Raw genomic sequence first — 22,039 nt, 5'->3', positions numbered from 1 at the left:
AGCGGCACGCGAGCTGGGTTCAGAACGTCGCGAGACAGTTCGGTCCTCTATCCTCTGTGGGCGCAGGAAAGTTGAGGGGTTCAATTCCTAGTACGAGAGGACCGGAATTGACGCACCTCTGGTGTTCCAGTTGTTCTGTCAAGAGCATCGCTGGGCAGCTATGTGCGGAAGGGATAAGCGCTGAAAGCATCTAAGCGCCAAGCCCATCCCAAGATAAGCTTTCCCTGAAGGATCGTGGAAGACTACCACGTTGATAGGCCACGGGTGCAAGCGCAGTAATGTGTTCAGCTTAGTGGTACTAATCATCCGTTTGTCTTGCATTGCTCCATCTCAAATAAAGCCTGGTTCCAAAGGCTCAATTCGAATTTTGATTCTCCCTATATGCAGTTGTCAGAGAACGTTTCTCTGAAGAAGTGTCGTCAGACCACGGTGCACAGGCCTATAAAGGTCTCGTGAATCGCAGTCTGGTGACCATGGCACAGTGGTACCACCCGTTCCCATTCCGAACACGGAAGTGAAACGCTGTTGCGCCGATGATAGTATGGCGACAGGCCATGTGAAAGTAGGACGTTGCCAGATTAAACAACACCCCGCATTTCGAAAGAAATGCGGGGTGTTTTGTTTGGATTACGCAGCGGAATTTGTTGTGATGTTAACGCAAATACACAGCGCCAATCCTCTGGACCATCCTCTTCGTTTGAACACTTAATGCGCTTATTGCGTGCTTTCGAGTTGGCGCAATTCCTCTCTCGGACTCTTCGCGCCTCATCTGCGCTCCAACGAGAGAACAAAAATCAGCCTGCCCCCCTTCCACTTGGGCCCCCCAATGAAAAGCGGGCTGCTTGGACGCAGCACCGCGTCGCTTTTCACGAGCACCTGCTGCTCACGCCAAACCTGAAGGTGCAGGTTGAGTCCGCCTTTATCAGCCGGCCCTTTGGAGTCGATTTTGAGAAATAGATCGCGTGAAGGAACCACCCAGGATTCGTACTCACGGAAAATGTCCTGGTGATGCTGCCCGAGAATCTCGAAGTGCCGAAAAGGGAACACTTTTGACAGTCGATCGTTGAGTCGCGGAAGGCTTGCAGGCGGCTTTTCCGGCGACCCAGTCAATTGGGCGGCATCGTCGCAGGCAAAGATGAGGGCGCCCCAGACCTTGCCCTCAGTTTCAGGTTTTGGAAATTGTGTGGGCTTGGGTGGGGCGCTGGTTTGTGCAGTGGAGACTTCCAGGGAGCACATCAGCATCATCAGGACTGTCAGGAGAATGCGCATCAGCTGCGGGGCGGGACTGTACGGAAGTATGGATTGCCGGTGGAATCGCGGGAAATCATCAGCAACAGCGCACCCGAGGTATCATACAGCGTGGTAGAGGCTATCTCGGGTTCTGATTCGCTGTGATGAACATTGAGTCCGGAAACCTTGCGGTCAGAGGGAACTTCTTCGAGTCCATCGAGCATCAAAACGGTGGCCTGAGCCGAGACGTCATGATACGTGCGGGCCATAACAGCGGTGTTCGGGGTGTAAGAGCTGAGTATGAGACTGTCAGTTGTGTTTTCCGTGTTTCTCAGTGCCAAAAATCCAAACGCGACCACCGCAGCGGCACCAGCCACAGCAAACCATGGCTGGCGGAACCATGTGAGCCATGACGCAGAGGAAACCTGGCCTGAGCGGGAAGCCTCATTTTCCATCTGTGCAATGCGTACCTGGATTTGCGAATTGAAGAAGTCCTCGTGCGGCACCCTCATTTCAGCCGGCAGGTGAGCGCGGAGGCTGGCGCTCAGCGCGCGGAGTTCCCCGGCATCCTTGGCAAGCAAGGGATCCTGCTTGAGTTGCTCTTCAAACGAAGCGCGCTCGGCCTCCGCCATCTCGCCGTCGAGCCAGCGGATAAGTTCATGGTTTTCAGAGGGTGGTTTCATAAACGTCTTTGAGTTGTTCCTGAAGTTTCTTCCGGGCGTAAAACAGCCGGGACATCACGGTGCCCAGCGAGCAGGGAACCATCGCAGCGATTTCCTCGTACGCCAGTCCTTCGACTTCACGCAGAATGATGACCTGCCGGTGCTCGGGTGAAAGTTTCGCAATCGCAGCCTGGATGCGCTGGCCTAGCTCGGCATTGCGCATGGCCATATCAGGCGTGGTGTCTCCCTTTGGGGTCGCTTCGGCACCGGCTGCGGCACGATGTTCCGTCCGCTCGTCGTCAAACTCTCCATCGCCTTGGATTTTCTTCTTCCGTAGCCAGTCGTAGGTGACGTTGTGGGCGATTCGGTACAGCCAGGTGTAAAAGGCAGCGTCCAGCTTGAAGTTCGGGAGCGCGCGCCATGCCTTGATGAAGGCCTCCTGTGCGAGGTCCCAGGCTTCGGTTTCGTTCTGGATCAGATGATAGGTCATGGCGTAGATCCTCCCGCGATACCTTGTCACCAGCGTGTCAAAGGCCCGCGTGTCACCTGCTTGGCTGCGTTTGACCAAGTCGATGTCAGAGACTTCGCCAAGATCAGTCGCGGCTGAGGCAGGCATGGATGGGAATGGCGGAGGATTGACGGACCAGAGAGGAGGAAAATTCGAGTCCGTGGCAAGATTGGAGCAGAAAAAGTGCCCGTGTGTTGAATCAGGGGATCTTCAAGCTCTGACCAGGGCGGATCAGGTCGCCGCTGATGCCGTTCGCGGCTTTGATTTTGGCCACCGTAGTGCCTTTCTTCTTCGCGATGCCGTAAAGCGTGTCCCCTTTGACAACATTGTAGCGTGAGCCGGACGATGTCTTCTTGGTGGTCGATTTCGATGCTGTGGGCTTCTTCTTCGCAGAGTTGCTGGAGGCGACGCTCTTCTTTGGGTTGCTCGAAGAAGTGCTCGGGGCGGTCTTTTTCGAGGCGCTGAACGCATAGGGATCTGCGGGCGGTTCAGGCTCCTGAGGCATCGGCGGCTTCTGGTAGGACGGTGCCGTCTTTTGCGCGTAGCCCGTCTGCCCGGGATACGGGTTGTAATGGCCGTCGTTGCCGTAGTTCGAGGCATAGGGATCATTGCTGCCTGAACTTTTCATGTTCTCGCAGGAAGCCAGGACGGCAAAAGAGACGGACAGGGCAATGAGTCGGATGACAGTCATGGTTCGGAAGAAATTCCGGCCTGCCAACCGGCGTCGGGAAGCGGCCGCCTCACTAATGAGATCGCATGCACTCTTTTCAATGCCAATTTTGCCACCCCGAAGCATGCTTTGCGATTCCAGAGACGGATGAAACACCAAAGATGCACCCGCCGTTTGCGATGCCCGCAAATCTCCCGACACAAACCTTGCCATTTTGCCCTGACTTCCCTAGCTTCTCGTCCCACCCCATGAAAATCGGCTTCAATCTCCTGCTCTACACCGGCCACGTCACCGAGGCGAACTACCCAGTCATCGAAAAACTCAAGGCCACAGGCTATGACGGCGTCGAGCTGCCGATCTTCGATGTCAGCAATCCGGCGCACTTCAAAGGCATCGGCCAAGTGCTCAAGGACAACGGCCTGCAATGCACCGCTGTCACCGTGCTGCCCGACGAAGCGCACAACGCCATCAGCCCTGTTGCCTCGAACCGTCAAGGAGCCATCGACCACCTGAAGCGTGTCATCGAATGCGCGCACAATGCCGGCGTGCAGACACTTTGTGGCCCTTATTATCAGGTGCTGGGTCAGTTCACCGGCGCTTTCCCCACGGAAACCGAACTCAACAACGCTGCGGAAGTGCATCGCGCCATCGCGCCTGTTGCTCAGGCCGCTGGTGTGAAATGCGCCATTGAGGCCCTGAACCGCTTCGAGTCCCATCTCCTCAACACGATGGAGCAAGCCGCCGCCTATGTGAAGCGCGTCGATCATCCGAACTTCGGTACGATGTATGACACCTTCCACGCCAACATCGAGGAAAAGAACCCGCTGGCCGCCATCGACACCGTCTTCGCGTCAGGCAAGCTCAACCACGTCCACATCTCCGAAAACGATCGCGGCACGCCTGGCCGTGGCCACATCAATATCGTCGAGCAGATCAAGCATCTCAAAAAGATCGGCTACGACGGTTGGATGACCATCGAAGCCTTCGGCAGCGCCCTGCCGGACCTTGCCGCCGCCACCCGCGTCTGGCGCGATTTCTTCCCCAGCACCGAGCAAGTGTACACGGAAGGCTTTGCGCTCATCAAGAACGCCTTGGCTTAAACCACGATCATTTAGCAACACCCAACCCAATCAACTCATGAACACACCGACCACCACCCCGGCAGCGGCCACGTCCCGCCGCCAGTTTATCGGCACCACCGCCGCCGCCAGCGCCCTCACCGTCGCACAATCCGCCTGGGCCGCAGGCAGCGATGAAATCAAAGTCGGCCTCATCGGCTGCGGTGGCCGTGGCACTGGTGCCGCGGGCCAGGCCCTCAGCACCAGCCAGCAGGGCGTCACTTTGCACGCCGTCGCCGACGCCTTCAAAGAAAAGGCCGACGGCGCCCTTAGCAATTTGCGCAACAAATCACCCGACAAGGTGAAGGTCGATGACTCTCGCGTCTTCGCCGGTCCCGATGCCTACAAAAAAGTCATCGATTCCTGCGACTTGGTCATCCTCACCACGCCTCCCGGCTTCCGCCCTTATCACTTCGAAGCCGCCGTTCAGGCCGGCAAACACATCTTCATGGAAAAACCCGTCGCCGTCGATTCCCCCGGCGTGCGCAAGGTTCTCGAAATGGCCAAGGTCGCCGACGAAAGGAACCTCAAAGTCGTCGTCGGCCTCCAGCGTCGTTATCAGAACTGCTACAAGGAAGCCCTCACCCAGGTCAAGGAGCAGGGCATCATCGGCGACATCGTCGGTGGCCAGGTTTACTGGAACGGTGGCGGCATCTGGTTCCGTGACAAGCGTCCCGACCAGTCCGAGCTCATGTACCAGATCAACAACTGGTACTTCTTCACCTGGCTCTGCGGCGACCACATCAACGAGCAGCACATCCACAACATTGACGTCGCCAACTGGTTCATCGGCGGCCATCCCGTCAGCGCCCAGGGCATGGGCGGCCGCATGCAGCGCGTCGAGGCAAAGTTCGGCCAGATCTACGACCATCACTACGTCGAGTACACCTATGAAAACGGTGTCCGCATCAACAGCCAGTGCCGTCATCAGTCCGGCGTCAGCAACGCCGTGCGCGAGGAGTTCACCGGCACCAAGGGCAAGCTCTACCTCGACAACAGCGGCCGCTGCTATGCCAACGATCACAAGGGCAACACGATCTGGAAATACCGCCCTGGCGGGAAAGACGTCGAAGGCAAGGGGAAAGGCGCCGCCAAGCGCCTCGATCCTGATCCGTATCAGACCGAGCACGACACCCTCCAGGCCGCCATCCGCGAGAACAAACCGCTCAACAACGCCTACTACGGCGCCGAGAGCACGATGACCGCCATCCTTGGCCGCATGGCCACCTACTCCGGCAAAGAGATCAAATGGGAGGACGCGCTGAACTCCAAGGTCCAGCACATGCCCGCCATCATCACCCAGGAATCCGAGCCGCCCGTCAAACCCAACGCCGAAGGCTGGTATCCCATCGCCATCCCCGGCAAGAACATCGAAGGCGCGCCCGTCGTCTAATTCGAGAAAACTCCTCATCAGCCCCGGCTCGCAGCGATGCGGCCGGGGTTTTTGTTTGGGGGGAATGAAATGCGGTGGCCGAAAAATGACAGCCGAGCGAAGCGAGACAGACTGCCGAAGGCAGCCCCGAAGGGGTGAACGAAGTGAATCAAAACCAGAATGGCGAATGACGAATCAATGTCGAAGCACCCTTGATCACCCCGTCTTGAATCATTCGGATTTCATTCGTCATTACTCATTCTGTTTTCGTCATTCAAATCATCATCGCGTCGCCAAAAGCCTTGCCAATCCCGCGTTCATCCCGCTACAACCACAGCACCATGAACTCCAGCCGTCGCACCTTCCTCACCAGCTTCGCCACCTCCACCGTCGCCACGACACTTTTCTCCCGCGATTGGAGCGGAAACACCCCGGAACGTTACCCTGATCCCGACGTCATCGCGCTCGATCCCGCCTTCGAAAAACTCGTGCAAGGCAACGCGCCCATCCGCCGCTTGCACACCGGCATGCTCTGGGCCGAAGGCCCCGCTTGGAACGGCACCGGCAATTACCTCGTCTTCAGCGACATCCCGAACAACGCCCAGATGCGCTGGCTGCCCGAGGACGGCCACGTCAGCGTCATGCGCAACAACGCCAACAACAGCAATGGCAACACCTTTGACCTGCAAGGCCGCCAGATCAGCTTCGAGCACGCCACGCGCCGCGTCGTCCGCTACGAGCTCGACGGCAAAATCACCGTGCTGGCCGAAAAATTCGACGGCAAACCCTTCAACGCTCCCAACGACGGCGCGGTGCATCCCGATGGCTCCATCTGGTTCACTGATCCCGGCTACGGCAGCATGATGGACTACGAGGGCAACAAAGGGGAACTCTTCCTCAAAGAATCCGTCTATCGCATCGACCCGAGCGGCGAGATCACCAAGATCACCGAGGACCTCGAAAAGCCGAACGGCCTCTGCTTCTCACCCGATTACAAGAAGGTGTACATCGTCGATACCGGCAGCCCGAAGAACATCCGCGTCTATGACGTGGACGGCAAGACCGTGAAAAACGGCAAGGTCTTCGCCACCAACAAAGGCCAGCTCGCCGATCCGAAGGCCAAGGGCAACTCCGACGGCATCCGCTGCGATGTGGAGGGCAATCTCTGGGCCAGCGCCGGCTGGATCGGCGACGGCTACGACGGCGTCCATGTCTTCAACCCCGAAGGCAAGCTCATCGGCTTCATCAAACTCCCCGAAACCGCCAGCAACGTCTGCTTCGGCGGCCAGAAGCGGAACCGCCTGTTCATCACCGCCTCACAGAGCCTATATTCAGTGTATGTGAACACACGCGGCGCACATCACTGCTGACGCGGTTGATCCCGGGCTCCGCAGGCGCTAAACGAGCGCATGGATGAATCCTACACCCAGCGCTTCGGCGGCATCGGGCGGCTTTACGGAGCCGCGGCCTTGCCACGCTTGGAGGAGGCGCACGTCGCCATCGTTGGCGTCGGTGGTGTGGGTTCGTGGGTGGTCGAGGCGCTCGCCCGCAGTGGCATCGGCGAACTGACGTTGATCGACATGGACGACGTCTGCATCACCAACACCAACCGCCAGCTTCCCGCGCTCGCGCACACCGTTGGTGTGTCGAAGGTCGATGTGCTGGCCGCCCGAGTGGCCGAAATCAATCCCGCCTGCCGTGTGAACCGCGTCATCGAATTCCTCACCGAGTCGAATGTGGACCGCCTGCTCGCACCGAACTTCGATTTTGTCGTCGATGCCGTCGATCGCACCTCGATCAAGGCGCTCATCATCGCCAAATGCCATGCTCGCGGCCTGCGTGTCATCACCTCCGGCTCCGCAGGAGGCCGGCGCGATCCCACCGTCATCAAAATCGCCGATCTCGGCCACGCCGGAGCCGATCCGCTGCTCCGAGGTGTCCGCCAGAGCCTGCGCCGCGATCACGGCTTCGCCAAAAGCGAGCAGGGCCGTCCCGTGACGATGGACATCCCTTGCGTCTTCTCCACCGAGCGACCGGTTTACCCCTGGGCCGACGGCTCCTGCTCCCTCGAACCCGAAAAGGGTGCCGAAACCGGCCTCCGCCTCGACTGCGCCGCTGGCTTCGGTGCGGCGACGTTTGTGACCGGTGCGTTTGGCTTCATGCTCGCGGCGGAAGTGGTGAGACAGCTGACGACAACGAAGTGATCACTTCTCCACCGGCTTGCCTGCCGCTTCCCAGCCGCCGAAGCCTTCGTCGAGGTGGATGAGGTTGGTGAAGCCGAGTTTTTCGAAGACTTTGAGGGCGCGCATGCTGCGGCCGCCGGCCTGGCAGTGGACGAGCGTGGGCTGGGTTTTGTCGAGTTTGGTCAGCTGGGTCTCGAAGTCGGCGGCCATGATGTCGATGTTCTGCGCGCCTGTGATGTGGCCGTCTTTGAACTCTTCAGCGGTGCGCACGTCGATGATGGCGACTTTCCCTTCGGCGATGATTTTAGCGGCTTCGTCGGCTTTGACGTGTTTGGCTGGGTCTTCGGCGAAAACGAAGGCGGGCATGAGCAGGAGGAGGGTGGTGAGCAGGTGTTTCATCGGCAGAGTTTCAAGTTTAAGGTTTAAAGTTCTAAGTTGAGGGAGCGCAATGGACTTCGACGGGCATGCGGGAGAGGCGCAGGTAGAGTTTGCGCAGAGCTAGCACGGGCCACCAGCGGTAGAGGTAGATTTCGAGCGGCTTCCACATGGCGACCCAGCCGATGATGGTGAGGCCTTCGCGGGCGACGGTCTGCCAATTGGCGGCGGCCGGCGTGAGCAGCGTGGCGGTGAGCTGACAGACGCCGAGGAACAGCAGGCCGATGATCAAGGAGGCGCGGCCTTCGCGCATGAGGCGCTTCAGATCGTGCAGCTTCATCTCGGCGCGATACTCGAAGTAGTGCGCGACGGAGTCGGCGACGAGCTTTTGCGCGTCAGCGACATCCGAAGGACGCTTCGCGAGATGCACGAGCAGCCTCAAATCGTGCTGTTTCGGATGCTCCTGCGCCCAACTGACGATGAATTCCTCCGCATCATGATCCAGATCGCGCTCATGGAAGGGTGAGGGGTCCATGGAGTTGAACAATTGGTTCAACTCCGTGAGCTTGACCTCGATGAGACCGGTCATGACGGGCGATTTGGACAATCGAATGACGAAGTCCGAATGAGGAATGGCGAATGAATGCCCGAACCGGTTGGGACTTCAGTTTTCGTCATTGCTTCGGCATTCGTCATTCTGGTTTGGTCAGTTCCTGGCCTACGCCTTCTTTGCGGCTTCGTAGCCCTTCGCCACCTCGGCCCAGTTCACGACATTCCACCACGCGGCGATGTAGTCAGGGCGCTTGTTTTGATATTTGAGGTAGTAGGCGTGCTCCCAGACATCGAGGCCGAGGATGGGCGTGCCGAGGTTTTCTTCCTCGATGATGCCGGCCATGAGCGGGTTGTCCTGGTTCGGTGTGGAGGTGACTTTCAATTTGCCGTCCTTGGTGACGATGAGCCAGGCCCAGCCGGAGCCGAAGCGCTTCGTGCCGGCCTCGCTGAAGACTTTCTTGAAGTCGTCGATGCTGGTGAAGGTGCTCTGGATGGCAGCGCCCAGCTTGCCTTCGGGGCCTTTGGGACCGCTGCCGGCAGGGGTCATCCATTTCCAGAACCAGGTGTGGTTGACGTGGCCGCCGCCGTTGTTGCGGACGAGCATGCGCTGGGCCTCGGGGACGGCTTTGAGGTCGGAAACGAGGGCGACGGGGTCGGTTTTGTCGATGCTGGCGGCCTTGAGGGCATCGCCGAGATTCTTGATGTAGGCGGCGTGGTGCTTGCCGAAGTGGATGTTCATCGTCATGGCGTCGATGTGCGGCTCCAAGGCCTCCGGCGCGTAGAGCAGGGGGGCCTGGGTGAGATCGAGAGCCTGGCTGCGGGCCGGGACGAGGAGGGAACCCGCCAGGGCGGCGGTGCTGGTGGTGAGGAAGGCGCGGCGGTTCATGTTTGAGTGGGGTTTTAGATGAGGCACGAGAATACGTAGGCGGTGGGTGTGATGTCACGGCTAAAGTGCTGCGTGCAAACCATTCTCTCGCGTGCTAGCCTCCTCCTGTCATGGCCGCCGTCACACTTCCTCCCGAATGGAGCACGAACACACGTGCTGCCTTCCGTTCCCGCGACGACTGGAGCCTGAAGTGGTGGGTGATGTTCGCGCTGATCCTGTCGATGGTGTTTCACATGCTGCTGGTGGTCGGCTTCAACTCGCTGGGCATCTCCGCCGTGACGCCCGTCAAACCGCGTCCGGTGCCGGAGCGCATCCGCATCAGCGAGCAAGTGCTCAAAGATCAACAGGCGATCAAACAGATCCCGGAAACCGTCGCGCCCGGCAATCTACCGGACATGAAGGCCTTCGAGCCGAAGCTGGATGATTTCGACAAGCTGCAGGAGCTGCCGAAGAACCAGGAAATCGACCTCACGCCGAACGTGAAGGAGATCACAAACTTCATCCGCGCCAACGACCCTGGCGACGGTGCTCCAGGCACGCCCAAGGCCAACGACATGGCGAAGCTGCTCGCGCCGGACAGCATCGCCGCGCCGGACATCGCGGCCGAGATGGCCAGCGTGCGTCGCGACGTGCTCTCGAAGCCCGTCTCCGAAAAACAAATGCTGCTGGACGCAGGCGCGCTTGATCCCGGTGAAGGCGGGAAGCTCGACACCGGCCTGCTTGATGCGGTGAAAAGCCAGGGCACGGCGACGGCCGCAGGTGCGCGTGTAAAGGGATTCAGCAATCTCGACGATCTGCTTGGCGGCGGCGGCAAGATGGGCGGCAGCACCGCGCCGATCCTGATGCCGACAGACTTGCTCTTCGAGTATGGCAGCGATCAACTCGCCGAGGCGGCACGCCTGAGCTTGATGAAGCTCGGTTTCCTCATTCAAAAGAATCCGGATTCGCTGTTCATCATCGAGGGCCACACCGACAGCTTTGGCGGCGAAGATTTCAATCTTGAGCTCAGCATCCGCCGTGCGAACGCGGTCGTGGGCTGGTTGCGTGACTCTCTCGGCCTCGGCAGCGACCGCATCCAGGCCGTGGGCATGGGCAAGGCGAAGCCGATCGTGCCGGTCACCGGAACGGTGGAGCAGCAGGGCCTGAACCGGCGCGTCGAAATCAAGGTGCGTCCGAAAAAATAAACCGCCGCAACGCCCAACCCCGCCTCACGCATGCCGGTGAAGTCCGTGTTTCTGCATCTGACCAGAGTTTGGCTGAGTGGTGGCCGCTGGGTGGTGATGCTGGGGCTGCTGGGTGTTTTGAGCTGGGCTTATGCGTGGAGTTTTCTGCGGGAGTCCCCGTCTTCTCTCGAAACGCGCCAGCCGCATCCGATGGAGCAGCGCCATCTGGCGATGACGCTGGAGGCGGCGCGGGATTTGCAGCTCGACTTCAGCCAGGGAGTGTCTGAACCGCTGAACAACTGGCTGCCGCACCGCACCGACGGTCTGGTGCGCCCTTTGTGGCCATGGATGGCGGCCTGGTTGCTGGAGGCACCAGCGTCGGATACGGAGTCGATCCCGTCTCAGTTCGCCAGACAGGCGCATCTGGCGAAGCTGTCGTTCTCACTGGCTGTTTTGATCCTGCTCGGCCTGGCCTGCGCACGGGCGTTTTCGGTGCCAGCGGCGCTGCTGACGGTGTTTCTCGCCGGCTTCGGCGTTTTCCTGCCCTCGGGACGTTTTTATCTGCCGGACCTGCTCTTCAGCGTGCTGTTTCTGATGACCTGGGTGTGCTGCATCGCCGCGCTGAAGCGGAATTCGCTCTGGCTTTACGGCATAATCGGTTTTTTTGCCGCCCTGTCCAATTTGACGGCTCCCACGGCCACGCCGCTGATGCTGGTGTTCGTGTGCGTCAGTTCCCTGCGCTGGTTGTGGGGCTGGATCATGGAGCATTTCGCCGCAGAGGGCGGCACCACGCTCTGGGTGCGGCGGAATCACTGGCTGGGTGTGATTCTGCTGGTTGTCTGCCATCTCGTGACTATCGGGCCGATGCTCTCGCATGCTTACCAAAAACTCGGCGACGCCACGCCGTTTCATTGGCGCTGGTTTGAGGACGCGGAGGAGATGCGCACATGGACGGCCGGGCATCAAACGCTCGAGACGCTGCGCGCCGTTCCTGAGGACCGGATGCCATCGTTTGAAAACTATCGTTCCGCGCACACCACGGAGGAAATCCGCGGCCGTCTCCAGGGGGGCGCCGTCGCACTGCTGAAGGATCTGCTGCCTCTTGAATGGGCGTCCACCTGCCCGCGCGGTGGTTTCGTCGCTGTGTTCGCAGGGTTGCTGCTCCTGCTGGGCATTCTGGTCGCCTTTGTGGCCCCACGTGCGCATCATGCCGGGCAGGCGTTGCATCCGGAGACCGCGCCGATTGTGCTGTTCACATTTCTCGCCCTCGGCGTGTGCGTGGCCGATTTTGGCTGGGACATGAAGGTTTTGGATTTCGGCGGCCGGGTGCTGGCGCTTTATGCACCGATGGTGCTCAGCCTGCTCTGGGCATGCGAGGCGCTGGTGCAGCGCGTGCGCCGCCGACAGATGCGACTGCCGGTCTTTTTCCTCTACCAGGTCGTTCTGTGGTTGCTTTGTGCCGCAGCATTTTGGTGGTTGATCGTGTTCTTGCAGCCGGCGTCTTCCACGGCATGAATGCGCGCCCGCTTCATGGCCGCCCCCAAACACCGTTTCATCCTTTGCTTCGACTTCGACGGCACGCTCGTGCATCCGCAGAGTGATCCGGTTTTTCATCCGGCCCTGGGGCAGATGATTCAGACGCTGCGCGGCCAGGGCGCCGCGTGGGTGATCAACACGGGGCGCAGTCTCAATCAAACCATCGAAGGACTGGCGCAGCATGGCATCTACCGGGAACCAGATTTTATCATCGCGCAGGAGTGCGATATCTATAAGCCGGGCTTCTTCAGCCGCTGGACCGATTTCGGGTCATGGAACCGTCAGGCGCGTCGTGCGCACGAACGTTTCGTCAAAGAGCATCAACCATCACTGCAGGCGATACGCCAGTTGGTGGAGACGCAGACGAAGGCATCCTTCATCCAGGGGGATTTCGGCGAGATGGGAATCATCGCCACCAGCAACGAAGAACTCGACGGCATCTGTGCTCACATTGACGCGCATGCACGGCAGTTCCCGGACATCGGTTACCATCGCAACGGCATCTACCTGCGCTTTTCCCACAGCGGGTACAGCAAAGGCACCGCGTTGAGCGAACTGGCGCGATTGCTCGGTCTCGACTCCGCCTCGTGCTTCGCGGCCGGGGATAATTACAACGATCTCAGCATGCTCGATCAGCGCCATGCACGCATGATCGCCTGTCCAGGCAACGCGCTCGACCCCGTGAAGCAAATCGTGCATTCCCGTGGCGGATTCATCGCCTCCCGCTTGGCCAGCGAGGGCATGATGGAGGCGCTGACGCACTATTTTGGCGGTTCTACCGCCCCGGCTGCTTGATTTCGCAGAAGTTTCCCTTGCCGAGTCGGGGTGTCTGTGGAAATCTCCGCGCCCCTCGTCCCGGACTAGGGGAAAACTCTCACTTTTTCAGGTTATGGCATACGCAATCATCAAAACTGGCGGCAAACAATACAAAGTCTCCGTGGGCGACAAGCTCGACGTCGAGAAGCTCCCTGCTGCCGAGGGCGACACCGCCACCTTCGACCAAGTGCTTGTCGCTGGTGAAGGCAGCAGCATCAAAGTGGGAGCTCCCACGGTCGCTGGTGCCAGCGTTTCCGCCAAAGTGCTCAAGCAGCACAAGGCCGACAAGGCCACCACCTTCAAATTCCGCAAGCGCAAGGGCTTCCACAAAACCCGTGGTCATCGCCAGCCGCTGACCCTTGTGCAGATCACCGCCATCAACGCCTAATCCCTTACCCTCTCCACCCTTATGGCCCATAAAAAAGGACAAGGTTCCGTCAAAAACGGTCGCGACAGCCAGAGCAAGCGCCTCGGTGTCAAGAAATTCGGCGGTGAAGCCGTCATCGCAGGCAACATCATCCTCCGCCAGCGTGGCACGAAGTGGATCCCCGGCCGCAATGTCGGTCTCGGCAAGGATCACACTATTTTCGCCCTCGTGGACGGCAATGTCCGCTTCGACAAAGAAGGTCGTCGCGTGAACATCGACGCAGCACCGGCTCTACAGGCATAACCTGCTCGCAAATCGAACTTAGGGGCGCGGTTAACCACCGCGCCTTTTTTGTCCCTGTGTCTATTTCCTACTTTACACATCGAGAATTGGGTGAATAAATCGCGCCCCGCCATGAATCCCGAACAAATCGCCGCCCTCAATGATGAAGCCAAAGGCAAATCGCCCTCGGAAATCATCGAAATCGCCCTCGCTCATGCCGATGGCCAGGCGCTGGTGACGACGAATTTCCGCCCTTACGAGGCTGTGATCCTGCATTTGGTCACGAAGGCCTCGGCTGACGTTCCCGTGCTCTGGATCGATCACGGCACGAACCTGCCGGAAACCTACCGTTTTGCCGAAAAGTGCCGCGCTCAGCTCACGCTCAATTTGAAGCCCTACCTGCCGCTCATGACCGCCGCCCACTGGCTGGCGCTGAATGGCGGCCAGGTGCCGATGCCGGACGAGGTTGAGCGCGTGGAGTCCTTCAGCCGCATCATGAAGCTGGAGCCCTTCGAGCGAGGCATGCGTGAACTGGCCCCCAAAGTGTGGATCACCGCGCTGCGTCGCGAACAGAACCCGCAGCGTGCCGCCACGCTGGCCCCCTTCATGTGGGATGCGAAGTTCAACTGTCTCAAAGTGAACCCCATCCTCGACTGGACGCCCGTCGAGATGGACGCCTACCTCCTGGAGCACGCGCTGCCGAACGAGCGCACCTACTACGATCCCGCCAAGGGCGATGAAAAACACGAGTGCGGCCTGCACGCGAAGCTCGTCACCGACAAAGCGTAAGCACTCATGGATTTCTTCACTCCAGAGTTCGGTCTTTACGTCGCCGCCGGTTTCATCGCTCAGTTGATCGATGGAGCGCTGGGCATGGCCTACGGCGTCAGCGCTTCGTCGCTGCTCATGGCCTTCGGTGTGCCGCCGGCGGCCACGAGCGCTACGGTGCATGCCGCGGAGTGCTTCACGACGGGTGCCTCGGCCATTTCGCATCACGCGTTTGGCAATGTGGATCGCTTCTTGTTTCGTCGGCTGCTCATTCCGGCCGTTTTGGGTGCCATCATCGGTGCGTATGCGCTTTCCGCCTTCGATGGCGATGTGCTGAAGCCGTATGTCAGCGGCTATTTGATCATCATGGGCCTCGTCATCATCGCGAAGGCCTTCTTCCGCGTGCCGCCGAAGAACGTGACCACGCACCTCACACCGCTCGGTTTCTTCGGCGCTCTCGTCGATGCCATGGGCGGTGGCGGCTGGGGACCCATCGTGGCCTCCAACCTCATCGTGCGTGGCAATGACGTCCGCATCACCGTCGGCAGCGTGAATGCGGTCGAGTTCTTCGTCACGCTCGCCGCCAGCATCACCTTCCTGCTCACCATCGGCCTCACGCATTGGAGCATCATCCTCGGCCTCGCTCTCGGCGGTGTCATCGCCGCGCCGCTCGGCGCCTGGGCTGCCAAACGCATCCCGCACAAGCCCTTCATGATTCTCGTCGGCGTCCTCGTCACCGTCGTGAGCGCCCGCAACCTCCTCAAAGCCTTCGCCCTCATTTAATTCGTCATGTCATCCATCACGCATCTTCAATTCCTCGAAAGCGAGGCCATCTACATCCTCCGCGAAACCGCCGCGCAGTTTGAAAAGCCCGCGTTGCTATTCTCCGGCGGCAAAGACTCGATCGTCATGGCCTGGCTCGCGCGGAAGGCGTTTTATCCTTCTCGTTTGCCCTTCAAGCTCCTCCACGTGGACACTGGCCACAACTTCCCCGAGGCCATGACCTACCGCGACTGGTTCGTGCAGGAAATCGGCGCGGAACTCGTCGTCGGCAGTGTGCAGAAGTCCATCGACGACGGCCGCGTGCAGGAAGAAAAGGGTCACAACGCCTCGCGCAACAAGCTGCAAACCGTCACGCTGCTCGACACCATCGAGGAGCATCAATTCGACGCCTGCCTCGGCGGTGGTCGTCGCGATGAGGAGAAGGCCCGCGCGAAAGAGCGCTTCTTTTCGCATCGCAACGAGTTCGGCCAGTGGGACCCGAAGAACCAGCGCCCCGAGCTCTGGAACATCTTCAACGGCCGCAAACACTTCGGCGAGCACTTCCGCGTCTTCCCGCTCTCGAATTGGACCGAGATGGACATCTGGCAGTACATCCGTCAGGAAAACATCCCGCTCCCCAGCCTCTACTTCAGCCACAAACGCCAGATCATCGAGCGTCACGGCCAGCTCCTCGCCGTCGGCCTCAATGATGAGCGTGGCAATCCGATCATCCCCCTGCTCGACGAGGAAAAACCCCGCGTGAAGGAGATGGTCATCCGCTTCCGCACCGTCGGCGATGCCTCCTGCACCGGCGCTGTCGAATCCACCGCCAGCACCATCGACGACATCGTCGCCGAGGTCGCCGCCGCCCGCCAGACCGAACGCGGCACCCGCGCCGACGACAAACGCAGCGAAACGGCCATGGAGGACCGCAAGAAGGAAGGGTACTTCTGATTTATGTCGATGTGTGGCAGCTATCTTCGGGTCACGCATGACCAGCTCGACCAGGTTCTCAACGAACCTGAGTCAGTTCTCGATTTGCTGTTCCCGGACGATGACAGCGAATTCGAAGCGGGACGCTACCTCGACATCGACAAGTCATGGCAACTGATTCACTTCCTGCTCACGGGAGATGCATCAGGCGGAGATGAGCCTTGGTGCAACGTGGTCATGGGAGGCCAGGAGATTGGCGACGTTGAAGTGGTTTATGGCCCTGCCCGCTTTCTCTTACCCGATCAGGTCGGTGAGGTAGACGCTGCATTATCTTCGATGACTGAGGATGCTCTTTGGAGTCGATTCGACCCACAAGCCATTCGAAAAGCCGAGATCTATCCTGAAGGATGGAATGGCTCGGAGTCTGACCGCACCTATGTGCTCAACCATTTCAAAAATCTGAAGGCGTTCTTTCGCGACGCCGCACACGCGCAGGAGCCTGTGCTTCTTTATCTCTCGTAACTCTTCTCACTCACCTTCAAACCATGGACGTTCTCGTCAATCCCACCGAATCCAGTCTCCTCCGTTTCACGACCGCCGGCTCCGTCGATGATGGCAAAAGCACGCTCATCGGACGCTTGCTGTATGATTCCAAATCCATCTTCGAAGACCAGCTTCTCGCTGTCGAAGAAAGCTCCAAGCGCCGCGGCGACGCGCATGTGAATCTCGCATTGCTCACCGACGGCCTTCGTGCCGAACGCGAGCAGGGCATCACGATTGACGTGGCGTATCGCTACTTCGCCACGCCGAAGCGGAAATTCATCATCGCCGACACGCCGGGGCACATTCAATACACGCGCAACATGGTCACCGGTGCCTCCACGGCCGATTTGGCGATCATCTTGATCGACGCCCGTCTCGGCGTGATCGAGCAGACCATGCGTCACACTTACCTCGCCAGCTTGCTGCGCATCGGGCACATCGTGCTCGCGGTGAACAAAATGGACCTCGTGAATTTCGACCAGGCCGTCTATGACAAGATCGTGGCCGACTACATGAAATTCGCCAGCGGCCTCGAAAACCTCCCGAACGTCACGCCGATCCCGATGAGCGCCTTGAACGGCGACAACGTCGTCGAGAAATCCGACGCCACACCTTGGTACACCGGCCCGTCCTTGCTCCAGCACCTCGAAAGCGTGCAGGTGCATACCGAAACCGCCGCCGACGCGGCCCGTTTCCCTGTGCAGTGGGTCATCCGCCCCATTTCTGATCGCAACGACGCCAAGCTCGGCAATCTCCACGACTACCGTGGCTTCGCCGGCCGCATGGCCAGCGGCACCTTCCGCGTGGGCGATGACGTGCTCGTCTATCCGTCCGAGATGAAGACGAAGATCACCGGCATCCACACCTTCGAAGGCCCGCAGCAGGAAGCCATCCCGCAGCTCAGCTACAGCATCACCGTCGCCGACGAGATCGATACCTCCCGTGGCGGCATGATCGTGAAAGCCAACGAGCCTGTGCAGACCGCGCAGGAGTTCGACGCCATGATCTGCTGGTTCGCCGACAAAAAGACGCTCAAGCCCCGCGGCCGCTTCCACTTGCGCCACACCACGAACGATGTCCGCGCCATCGTCACCGAGGTGCATTACAAGGTGAACATCAGCACGCTGGAAAAGAGCGCCGAGAGCAAGGAATTCGCCCTCAACGACATCGGCTGCGTCCGCATCCGCTGCGCCGCGCCGATTTTCTTCGACTCCTACACGAAGAACCGCACCACCGGCAGCTTCGTGCTCGTCGATGAGCAAACGAATAACACCGTCGCCGCTGGCATGATCCTCAAACCGCTGGCCGACGCCGGTGACGAGGACGCTGAGGTGGCGATTTGATCTCTTCGTTCGGGCGCGGACACTCCACGAGGAGCGAAGGCTCACGCACACTTCAACGCCACTTGAAGCATCAACGAAGGTCAGCCGTGCGGCGGCCTGGAGAGGCTTTGATGAGCGGGCGGAGTTTCGCGCCGAGCGCGGGGCCGATGCCGCGCACGCGAGCGACTTCCTCAGCGGATGAGAACGGGCGCGCCGCGATGATGGACCGGGCCAGCGCCGGACCGATGCCGGGCAAAGATTCCAGGTCTTCCTGCGTGGCGTGGTTGATGTCGATCCGGGAGGCATCCGCATGCTCGGAAGGATGACGGTGTGCCACGGCAGACTCGTTGATAACGGTGCAAACGATCAGGGCACCGACAAGGAACCCCAGAGCCTGCCATTGCCACGGGATTTCCTGCATTGGGGTGTCCCAAAGGAGGCGCCGACGAGATTGGCTATGCGGCGATGAAGCCCGCACCGGGGCATTCGTGCATGAACTGGTGTTTTTGCCATTCATGATGGATGCAAGAGCCGAAGAATCTAGTCGCCTGAATGGCAGGGGATTAGCTCCTTGCGTTCAATTTACAAATCTTGTTTTCTCACGCCCCAGCCCATGGGGTAAATTTCACCTCTTGCCATGCACGAAGAAACCGTCGCTCCCGCAGTCATGCCGCAGGCCGCCAACAGCGGGCTGTTTCCGGCGACGATGTGGTCGATGATCCAGGCGGCGAACTCAGAGACAGCCGCGCTGGCAGGCCTGGAGCGGCTGGCGCGGGCTTATTGGCGGCCCTTGTATGTTTTTGCGCGGCAGCGGGGTGCGGAGCATGAGGCGGCAATGGATCAGGCCCAGGGTTTTTTTGAGCACTTGATCTCGCAGGAGATGCTGGCGGACGTACAGCGCGGCGAGGTGCGTTTCCGCAGCTTTTTGCTGCGCTGCTTCACCAACTGGCTGGCCAACCAGCAACGCGATGCCAACAGGCAAAAGCGCGGGGGCGGTCAGCCGGTGGCCAGCTTGGAGCAAATCAGCGAAGTGGAGGGGAATGCGGTGTTGGTGGACGGGTTGTCGCCGGATCTGGCCTATGACCGGCGCTGGGCGCGGGCGCTGGTGGATCAAGTGATGCGCCGGCTCGACGCAGAGCATGCGGAACGCGAGCGCGGGGCGTTCTTGAGCGAGGTGCGCCGACGCGTGTTCGCGTCGGACGGGGCTGTGCCGGACTGGGAGGAAATGGCGGCGCTGCATGGCATGTCCCATGGCGCGGTGCGAAAGGCGGCGGCGGACATGAGGAGGCGCTTTGGCGTGCTGCTGCGGGAGGAGGTGCGCCAGGTGGTGGCCACGGACGCGGAGGTGGATGATGAGCTGCGTTATCTGTTGAGTTTGATTTCGGCTGCATGAGCGATCCGCCCCTCAGATCATGCGCCGTCTGCTCCAGCCCGCTGGAGCAGGACGGCATGTGCCTTGCATGCTTGTTCAATGAGGGGATTGCGGCGGCCGCGGCTCCTGAGGCGCCCGCGCGCCGGCTGGGGGAGCTGCCCTGTGATTTCGCGGGCTACCGGTTGGTGCGGGAGATCGCCAGCGGGGGCATGGGTATTGTTTACGAGGCGGAGGATTTGAAATTGCGCCGCGTGGTGGCCATGAAAGTGATCCGCAACGCCCACTTTGCCACCCGGGAGGAGGCGGCACGGTTCCGGGCGGAGACGCAGGCCATCGCGCAGCTCGACCACCCCGACATCGTGCCGATTTACGAGAGCGGAGAGGAGGATGGGATGCCGTTTTACACGATGCGGCTGGCAGAGGGCGGGTCGCTGGCGGAACGCATCAAAAAGCGCGGCGTGCTGCCGGACCGTGAGGCGGCCACGCTCATGAGCCGCATCGCCCGTGCCGTGCAGCATGCGCACGATCACGGCGTGCTGCATCGTGATCTCAAGCCGGCGAACATCCTGCTGGATGTGGCCGGCAAGCCGATGCTGTCCGATTTTGGCCTGGCGAAGCTGCTGGATGCGGAGTTTCAGCTCACGCGGACGCATGCGCATGTGGGCACGCCGCATTACATGAGCCCGGAGCAGGCGGCTGGGAAGGCGAAGGAGGTCACTACGGCGAGTGATGTGTGGGCGATGGGAGTGATGCTTTACCAGATGCTTACGGGCAAGCTGCCCTTCCCAGGCGGCAGCGCCGTGGAGGTCATGCGCCGGATCACCGAGGATGATCCAGAAATCAGTTCCACCGGGAAGCTGATCTCGCGCTCCGCCTCTAAAGCGCCCCAAACAAGGCCGGTGGGCGCCTCGATGGGCCCGATCTCTCAAATTCAGCGTGATCTGGCGACATTGATCCTCCGTTGCCTGGAAAAACAGCCCACCCGGCGGCTGCCGAGCGCCGGATTCCTTGCGGACGAGCTGGACCGCTTCCTCAACGGCGAGCCGGTTCTTTCGCGTGCGGTTGGGACCGGGGAACGGCTGTGGAAACTGGTCGTAAGGCACAAGGCAGCCACGCTCGCGATCGGTTCCGCGGTGCTGTCATTGGTCGCAGGTACTATAGTCTCAACTTGGCAGGCGGTTGAGGCGAGCCGTGCGCGAGTTGAGGCAGAGGCAAATGAGAAGGATGCGCAGGAGATCACCACGATGGCATTGGGGACCATTCGCAACCTGAGCGCCCGGCAGAAGGGCCGCTCCCTGAACAAGGAGGAAGTGGCCGATGACCTGCTCACGCGCATCCAGGCCTTCAAGGGTGATCCGCTTCGCAAGGCAGGAATGCTGAGCCAAGTTGCGGGCATCCTAAACGGGGAAAAGACCTTGGCCGCCTATCAGGAGGCGGTTTTGTTGGCCGAAACCGTGCTGGAAAACGACTCTCCACGTCTCTGGTCGATGCGTTACAATGTGGCGGCACAGATGGGTCACATGGACGGGAGAAGAAAAGAGGGCATCAGGGGCCTGCGTACTGTGTTGGCGTGGCAGGAGGCTCATTTGCCGTCCGGGCATTATCAAACAATCTACACCCGCTTTTCCCTGGGAAAGTGCCTGTATTTTGATCAACAGGCCGGGGAGGCGGCGGAGTTGCTGGAGAAAGTCTGCCGCCATGCTGTTCTCAAGGGCTACAAGGCTTTCAATCTCATGAATTTCCGCCGTTTTTATCTGGCAGCCTTGCACGAAGCGGGAAAAAAACGTTACGCGCTAGAGCTTGGGCGCGGATTCATCAGGGAGGCCATGAAGCTGTTGGGCAAAGAGCATGCTCTCACGGGGGAGATCCTGTATGTGCATGCGCACCACTGCCGCGAGGCAGGCTTGGCCGAGGAGGCGATTGTGACAGCCCGTCAGGCCATGGATGTATTCGAAACCGTTGTCGGCCCCGATTACCATGAGGCTTGGAACTGCGTGCTCATGCTGGAAGATCTCTTGCATGAGCACGAGGGAGCGGAATCTGCGCTGGCGCTGGTGCGCGCCTCGCTGCGTAGGGCAGATGAATGGTGCGGGGCGGATCATGCCCTCACCCTTTTGCAGGCGGCCCGCTGCGTTGATCTGCTGGTCGAACTCGGCCGCCTGCCTGAGGCTGCGGATTTGGGGAGATTTTGGTTGGGTCGATTGAATGATGCCAAGCCCCCGACACATGCGGCGGCACTGCTGCGCGCCCAGGCCCGTTGTGAACGCCGGATCGGTCGTCCTGAGCAGGCGATCGCGCTTTGGCACCGCTTGCTGTCCATTGAAACCGGGGTGGAGGAGACCGCCTTGCGTCTGACCGATCAGAGCGAACTGGCAGCGGTGCTCTGCGAGAGTGCCAGGCACCCGGAAGCGGTGAGGTTATTGCAGGAGACAATCAAGGGCATGGAGGGACTGACCACCAAGGAAGAGATTCCCAAAGCACAAGTGGCTCTGGCCCGTCAGCGGCTGGATGCCGCCCAACGGGCGCTTGAGCGTGGCGAGGGCGAGGGCCGCTAATTTTTTGTGCATGAGGTAACACAAGCATAAGAACGGTGTGGATGAGGGATGCACGACCTCGTGC

The 22,039-nt window shown here is 60.2% G+C and carries 24 protein-coding genes and 2 rRNA genes; 18 read left to right on the top strand and 8 right to left on the bottom strand.

The features are described 5' to 3' along the window. Together ACILSE_RS11930 and rrf are read left to right on the top strand one after the other, a co-directional pair. A 23S ribosomal RNA gene (locus ACILSE_RS11930) occupies positions 1-323 on the top strand; the annotation flags it as partial. Positions 324-463: 140 nt separating this feature from the next. Further along, positions 464-579, top strand: a 5S ribosomal RNA gene (gene rrf, locus ACILSE_RS11925). 186 nt (positions 580-765) lie between these two features. Here the strand turns inward: rrf and ACILSE_RS11920 are convergent. The 4 genes from ACILSE_RS11920 to ACILSE_RS11905 form a co-directional block, all read right to left on the bottom strand. After that, the gene (locus tag ACILSE_RS11920) at positions 766-1,269 is read right to left on the bottom strand and encodes a hypothetical protein (RefSeq protein ID WP_395717620.1); all 504 of its coding nucleotides are present in this window, start codon (positions 1,267-1,269) and stop codon (positions 766-768) included. Beyond that, positions 1,269-1,913 (bottom strand): anti-sigma factor family protein, encoded by a 645-nt coding sequence (locus ACILSE_RS11915; RefSeq protein ID WP_395717619.1) that lies wholly within the window; start codon positions 1,911-1,913, stop codon positions 1,269-1,271. The genes ACILSE_RS11920 and ACILSE_RS11915 overlap by 1 nt, the downstream gene beginning before the upstream one ends. Beyond that, positions 1,897-2,508 carry a sigma-70 family RNA polymerase sigma factor gene (locus ACILSE_RS11910; protein ID WP_395717618.1) on the bottom strand — a complete coding sequence of 204 codons (612 nt, stop codon included), beginning with the start codon at positions 2,506-2,508 and terminating at the stop codon, positions 1,897-1,899. The genes ACILSE_RS11915 and ACILSE_RS11910 overlap by 17 nt, the downstream gene beginning before the upstream one ends. A 91-nt stretch (positions 2,509-2,599) precedes the next feature. Next, positions 2,600-3,091: a LysM peptidoglycan-binding domain-containing protein gene (locus tag ACILSE_RS11905; protein ID WP_395717617.1), complete on the bottom strand. Its 492-nt coding sequence runs from the start codon at positions 3,089-3,091 to the stop codon at positions 2,600-2,602. Between the two features lie 227 nt (positions 3,092-3,318). On the opposite strand from ACILSE_RS11905, the gene ACILSE_RS11900 reads away from it, so the two are divergent. From ACILSE_RS11900 to ACILSE_RS11885, 4 genes are all read left to right on the top strand, one after another. After that, a complete protein-coding gene (locus tag ACILSE_RS11900; RefSeq protein ID WP_395717616.1) occupies positions 3,319-4,170 on the top strand; it encodes a sugar phosphate isomerase/epimerase family protein in 852 nt (283 codons plus the stop codon). A 37-nt stretch (positions 4,171-4,207) separates the two neighbouring features. Beyond that, the gene (locus ACILSE_RS11895) at positions 4,208-5,581 is read left to right on the top strand and encodes a Gfo/Idh/MocA family protein (RefSeq protein WP_395717615.1); all 1,374 of its coding nucleotides are present in this window, start codon (positions 4,208-4,210) and stop codon (positions 5,579-5,581) included. A 320-nt stretch (positions 5,582-5,901) separates the two neighbouring features. After that, the gene (locus ACILSE_RS11890) at positions 5,902-6,930 is read left to right on the top strand and encodes an SMP-30/gluconolactonase/LRE family protein (protein ID WP_395717614.1); all 1,029 of its coding nucleotides are present in this window, start codon (positions 5,902-5,904) and stop codon (positions 6,928-6,930) included. Positions 6,931-6,969: 39 nt separating this feature from the next. Beyond that, entirely contained in the window at positions 6,970-7,764 is a 795-nt protein-coding gene (locus ACILSE_RS11885; RefSeq protein WP_395717613.1) for a ThiF family adenylyltransferase, read from the top strand. Here the strand turns inward: ACILSE_RS11885 and ACILSE_RS11880 are convergent, their stop codons facing one another. The 3 genes from ACILSE_RS11880 to ACILSE_RS11870 all read right to left on the bottom strand — a co-directional run bounded on the left by ACILSE_RS11880 (position 7,765) and on the right by ACILSE_RS11870 (position 9,556). After that, a complete protein-coding gene (locus ACILSE_RS11880; RefSeq protein ID WP_395717612.1) occupies positions 7,765-8,142 on the bottom strand; it encodes a rhodanese-like domain-containing protein in 378 nt (125 codons plus the stop codon). Positions 8,143-8,173: 31 nt separating this feature from the next. Beyond that, complete coding sequence (locus ACILSE_RS11875) at positions 8,174-8,707, bottom strand: hypothetical protein (protein WP_395717611.1); 534 nt, start codon at positions 8,705-8,707, stop codon at positions 8,174-8,176. 129 nt (positions 8,708-8,836) lie between these two features. Continuing rightward, entirely contained in the window at positions 8,837-9,556 is a 720-nt protein-coding gene (locus tag ACILSE_RS11870; protein WP_395717610.1) for a superoxide dismutase, read from the bottom strand. Between the two features lie 110 nt (positions 9,557-9,666). Between ACILSE_RS11870 and ACILSE_RS11865 the strand changes: the two genes are divergently transcribed. From ACILSE_RS11865 to ACILSE_RS11820, 10 genes are all read left to right on the top strand, one after another. After that, positions 9,667-10,740: an OmpA family protein gene (locus ACILSE_RS11865; protein ID WP_395717609.1), complete on the top strand. Its 1,074-nt coding sequence runs from the start codon at positions 9,667-9,669 to the stop codon at positions 10,738-10,740. 30 nt (positions 10,741-10,770) lie between these two features. Further along, complete coding sequence (locus ACILSE_RS11860; RefSeq protein WP_395717608.1) at positions 10,771-12,234, top strand: hypothetical protein; 1,464 nt, start codon at positions 10,771-10,773, stop codon at positions 12,232-12,234. Positions 12,235-12,249: 15 nt separating this feature from the next. Continuing rightward, the gene (locus ACILSE_RS11855) at positions 12,250-13,050 is read left to right on the top strand and encodes an HAD family hydrolase (RefSeq protein ID WP_395717607.1); all 801 of its coding nucleotides are present in this window, start codon (positions 12,250-12,252) and stop codon (positions 13,048-13,050) included. A 94-nt stretch (positions 13,051-13,144) separates the two neighbouring features. Further along, complete coding sequence (gene rplU, locus ACILSE_RS11850; RefSeq protein WP_395717606.1) at positions 13,145-13,459, top strand: 50S ribosomal protein L21; 315 nt, start codon at positions 13,145-13,147, stop codon at positions 13,457-13,459. A gap of 21 nt (positions 13,460-13,480) precedes the next feature. After that, a complete protein-coding gene (gene rpmA / locus ACILSE_RS11845) occupies positions 13,481-13,741 on the top strand; it encodes a 50S ribosomal protein L27 (RefSeq protein ID WP_395717605.1) in 261 nt (86 codons plus the stop codon). 111 nt (positions 13,742-13,852) lie between these two features. After that, positions 13,853-14,509, top strand: coding sequence for a phosphoadenosine phosphosulfate reductase family protein (locus tag ACILSE_RS11840; RefSeq protein ID WP_395717604.1), 657 nt, complete (start codon positions 13,853-13,855; stop codon positions 14,507-14,509). A gap of 6 nt (positions 14,510-14,515) precedes the next feature. After that, the gene (locus tag ACILSE_RS11835; RefSeq protein WP_395717603.1) at positions 14,516-15,271 is read left to right on the top strand and encodes a sulfite exporter TauE/SafE family protein; all 756 of its coding nucleotides are present in this window, start codon (positions 14,516-14,518) and stop codon (positions 15,269-15,271) included. Positions 15,272-15,277: 6 nt separating this feature from the next. Then, positions 15,278-16,204, top strand: a complete 927-nt coding sequence (gene cysD / locus ACILSE_RS11830) for a sulfate adenylyltransferase subunit CysD (RefSeq protein ID WP_395717602.1) — start codon at positions 15,278-15,280, stop codon at positions 16,202-16,204. A gap of 3 nt (positions 16,205-16,207) precedes the next feature. Further along, the gene (locus ACILSE_RS11825) at positions 16,208-16,705 is read left to right on the top strand and encodes a YfbM family protein (RefSeq protein WP_395717601.1); all 498 of its coding nucleotides are present in this window, start codon (positions 16,208-16,210) and stop codon (positions 16,703-16,705) included. 23 nt (positions 16,706-16,728) lie between these two features. Next, entirely contained in the window at positions 16,729-18,069 is a 1,341-nt protein-coding gene (locus tag ACILSE_RS11820; protein ID WP_395717600.1) for a sulfate adenylyltransferase subunit 1, read from the top strand. Between the two features lie 70 nt (positions 18,070-18,139). Here ACILSE_RS11820 and ACILSE_RS11815 read toward each other — a convergent pair whose 3' ends face one another. After that, positions 18,140-18,385 carry a ComEA family DNA-binding protein gene (locus ACILSE_RS11815; RefSeq protein WP_395717599.1) on the bottom strand — a complete coding sequence of 82 codons (246 nt, stop codon included), beginning with the start codon at positions 18,383-18,385 and terminating at the stop codon, positions 18,140-18,142. Between the two features lie 300 nt (positions 18,386-18,685). On the opposite strand from ACILSE_RS11815, the gene ACILSE_RS11810 reads away from it, so the two are divergent. Beyond that, a complete protein-coding gene (locus ACILSE_RS11810) occupies positions 18,686-19,441 on the top strand; it encodes an RNA polymerase sigma factor (protein ID WP_395717598.1) in 756 nt (251 codons plus the stop codon). Beyond that, positions 19,438-21,975 carry a protein kinase domain-containing protein gene (locus ACILSE_RS11805; RefSeq protein ID WP_395717597.1) on the top strand — a complete coding sequence of 846 codons (2,538 nt, stop codon included), beginning with the start codon at positions 19,438-19,440 and terminating at the stop codon, positions 21,973-21,975. The genes ACILSE_RS11810 and ACILSE_RS11805 overlap by 4 nt, the downstream gene beginning before the upstream one ends. Positions 21,976-22,039 lie beyond the last annotated feature (64 nt).

This window comes from Prosthecobacter sp., assembly GCF_044236155.1.
GTDB lineage: Bacteria > Verrucomicrobiota > Verrucomicrobiia > Verrucomicrobiales > Verrucomicrobiaceae > Prosthecobacter.
Note: the sequence above shows the minus strand (reverse complement) of the source record. Positions and strands in the feature narration are given on the sequence as shown.

What these genes read in the sequence shown, in the direction of transcription:
- ACILSE_RS11920 (WP_395717620.1), bottom strand. Translation starts at nt 1,269, where the DNA reads ATGCGCATTCTCCTGACAGTCCTGATGATGCTGATGTGCTCCCTGGAA.
- ACILSE_RS11915 (WP_395717619.1), bottom strand. Translation starts at nt 1,913, where the DNA reads ATGAAACCACCCTCTGAAAACCATGAACTTATCCGCTGGCTCGACGGC.
- ACILSE_RS11910 (WP_395717618.1), bottom strand. Translation starts at nt 2,508, where the DNA reads ATGCCTGCCTCAGCCGCGACTGATCTTGGCGAAGTCTCTGACATCGAC.
- ACILSE_RS11905 (WP_395717617.1), bottom strand. Translation starts at nt 3,091, where the DNA reads ATGACTGTCATCCGACTCATTGCCCTGTCCGTCTCTTTTGCCGTCCTG.
- ACILSE_RS11900 (WP_395717616.1), top strand. Translation starts at nt 3,319, where the DNA reads ATGAAAATCGGCTTCAATCTCCTGCTCTACACCGGCCACGTCACCGAG.
- ACILSE_RS11895 (WP_395717615.1), top strand. Translation starts at nt 4,208, where the DNA reads ATGAACACACCGACCACCACCCCGGCAGCGGCCACGTCCCGCCGCCAG.
- ACILSE_RS11890 (WP_395717614.1), top strand. Translation starts at nt 5,902, where the DNA reads ATGAACTCCAGCCGTCGCACCTTCCTCACCAGCTTCGCCACCTCCACC.
- ACILSE_RS11885 (WP_395717613.1), top strand. Translation starts at nt 6,970, where the DNA reads ATGGATGAATCCTACACCCAGCGCTTCGGCGGCATCGGGCGGCTTTAC.
- ACILSE_RS11880 (WP_395717612.1), bottom strand. Translation starts at nt 8,142, where the DNA reads ATGAAACACCTGCTCACCACCCTCCTCCTGCTCATGCCCGCCTTCGTT.
- ACILSE_RS11875 (WP_395717611.1), bottom strand. Translation starts at nt 8,707, where the DNA reads ATGACCGGTCTCATCGAGGTCAAGCTCACGGAGTTGAACCAATTGTTC.
- ACILSE_RS11870 (WP_395717610.1), bottom strand. Translation starts at nt 9,556, where the DNA reads ATGAACCGCCGCGCCTTCCTCACCACCAGCACCGCCGCCCTGGCGGGT.
- ACILSE_RS11865 (WP_395717609.1), top strand. Translation starts at nt 9,667, where the DNA reads ATGGCCGCCGTCACACTTCCTCCCGAATGGAGCACGAACACACGTGCT.
- ACILSE_RS11860 (WP_395717608.1), top strand. Translation starts at nt 10,771, where the DNA reads ATGCCGGTGAAGTCCGTGTTTCTGCATCTGACCAGAGTTTGGCTGAGT.
- ACILSE_RS11855 (WP_395717607.1), top strand. Translation starts at nt 12,250, where the DNA reads ATGGCCGCCCCCAAACACCGTTTCATCCTTTGCTTCGACTTCGACGGC.
- rplU (WP_395717606.1), top strand. Translation starts at nt 13,145, where the DNA reads ATGGCATACGCAATCATCAAAACTGGCGGCAAACAATACAAAGTCTCC.
- rpmA (WP_395717605.1), top strand. Translation starts at nt 13,481, where the DNA reads ATGGCCCATAAAAAAGGACAAGGTTCCGTCAAAAACGGTCGCGACAGC.
- ACILSE_RS11840 (WP_395717604.1), top strand. Translation starts at nt 13,853, where the DNA reads ATGAATCCCGAACAAATCGCCGCCCTCAATGATGAAGCCAAAGGCAAA.
- ACILSE_RS11835 (WP_395717603.1), top strand. Translation starts at nt 14,516, where the DNA reads ATGGATTTCTTCACTCCAGAGTTCGGTCTTTACGTCGCCGCCGGTTTC.
- cysD (WP_395717602.1), top strand. Translation starts at nt 15,278, where the DNA reads ATGTCATCCATCACGCATCTTCAATTCCTCGAAAGCGAGGCCATCTAC.
- ACILSE_RS11825 (WP_395717601.1), top strand. Translation starts at nt 16,208, where the DNA reads ATGTCGATGTGTGGCAGCTATCTTCGGGTCACGCATGACCAGCTCGAC.
- ACILSE_RS11820 (WP_395717600.1), top strand. Translation starts at nt 16,729, where the DNA reads ATGGACGTTCTCGTCAATCCCACCGAATCCAGTCTCCTCCGTTTCACG.
- ACILSE_RS11810 (WP_395717598.1), top strand. Translation starts at nt 18,686, where the DNA reads ATGCACGAAGAAACCGTCGCTCCCGCAGTCATGCCGCAGGCCGCCAAC.
- ACILSE_RS11805 (WP_395717597.1), top strand. Translation starts at nt 19,438, where the DNA reads ATGAGCGATCCGCCCCTCAGATCATGCGCCGTCTGCTCCAGCCCGCTG.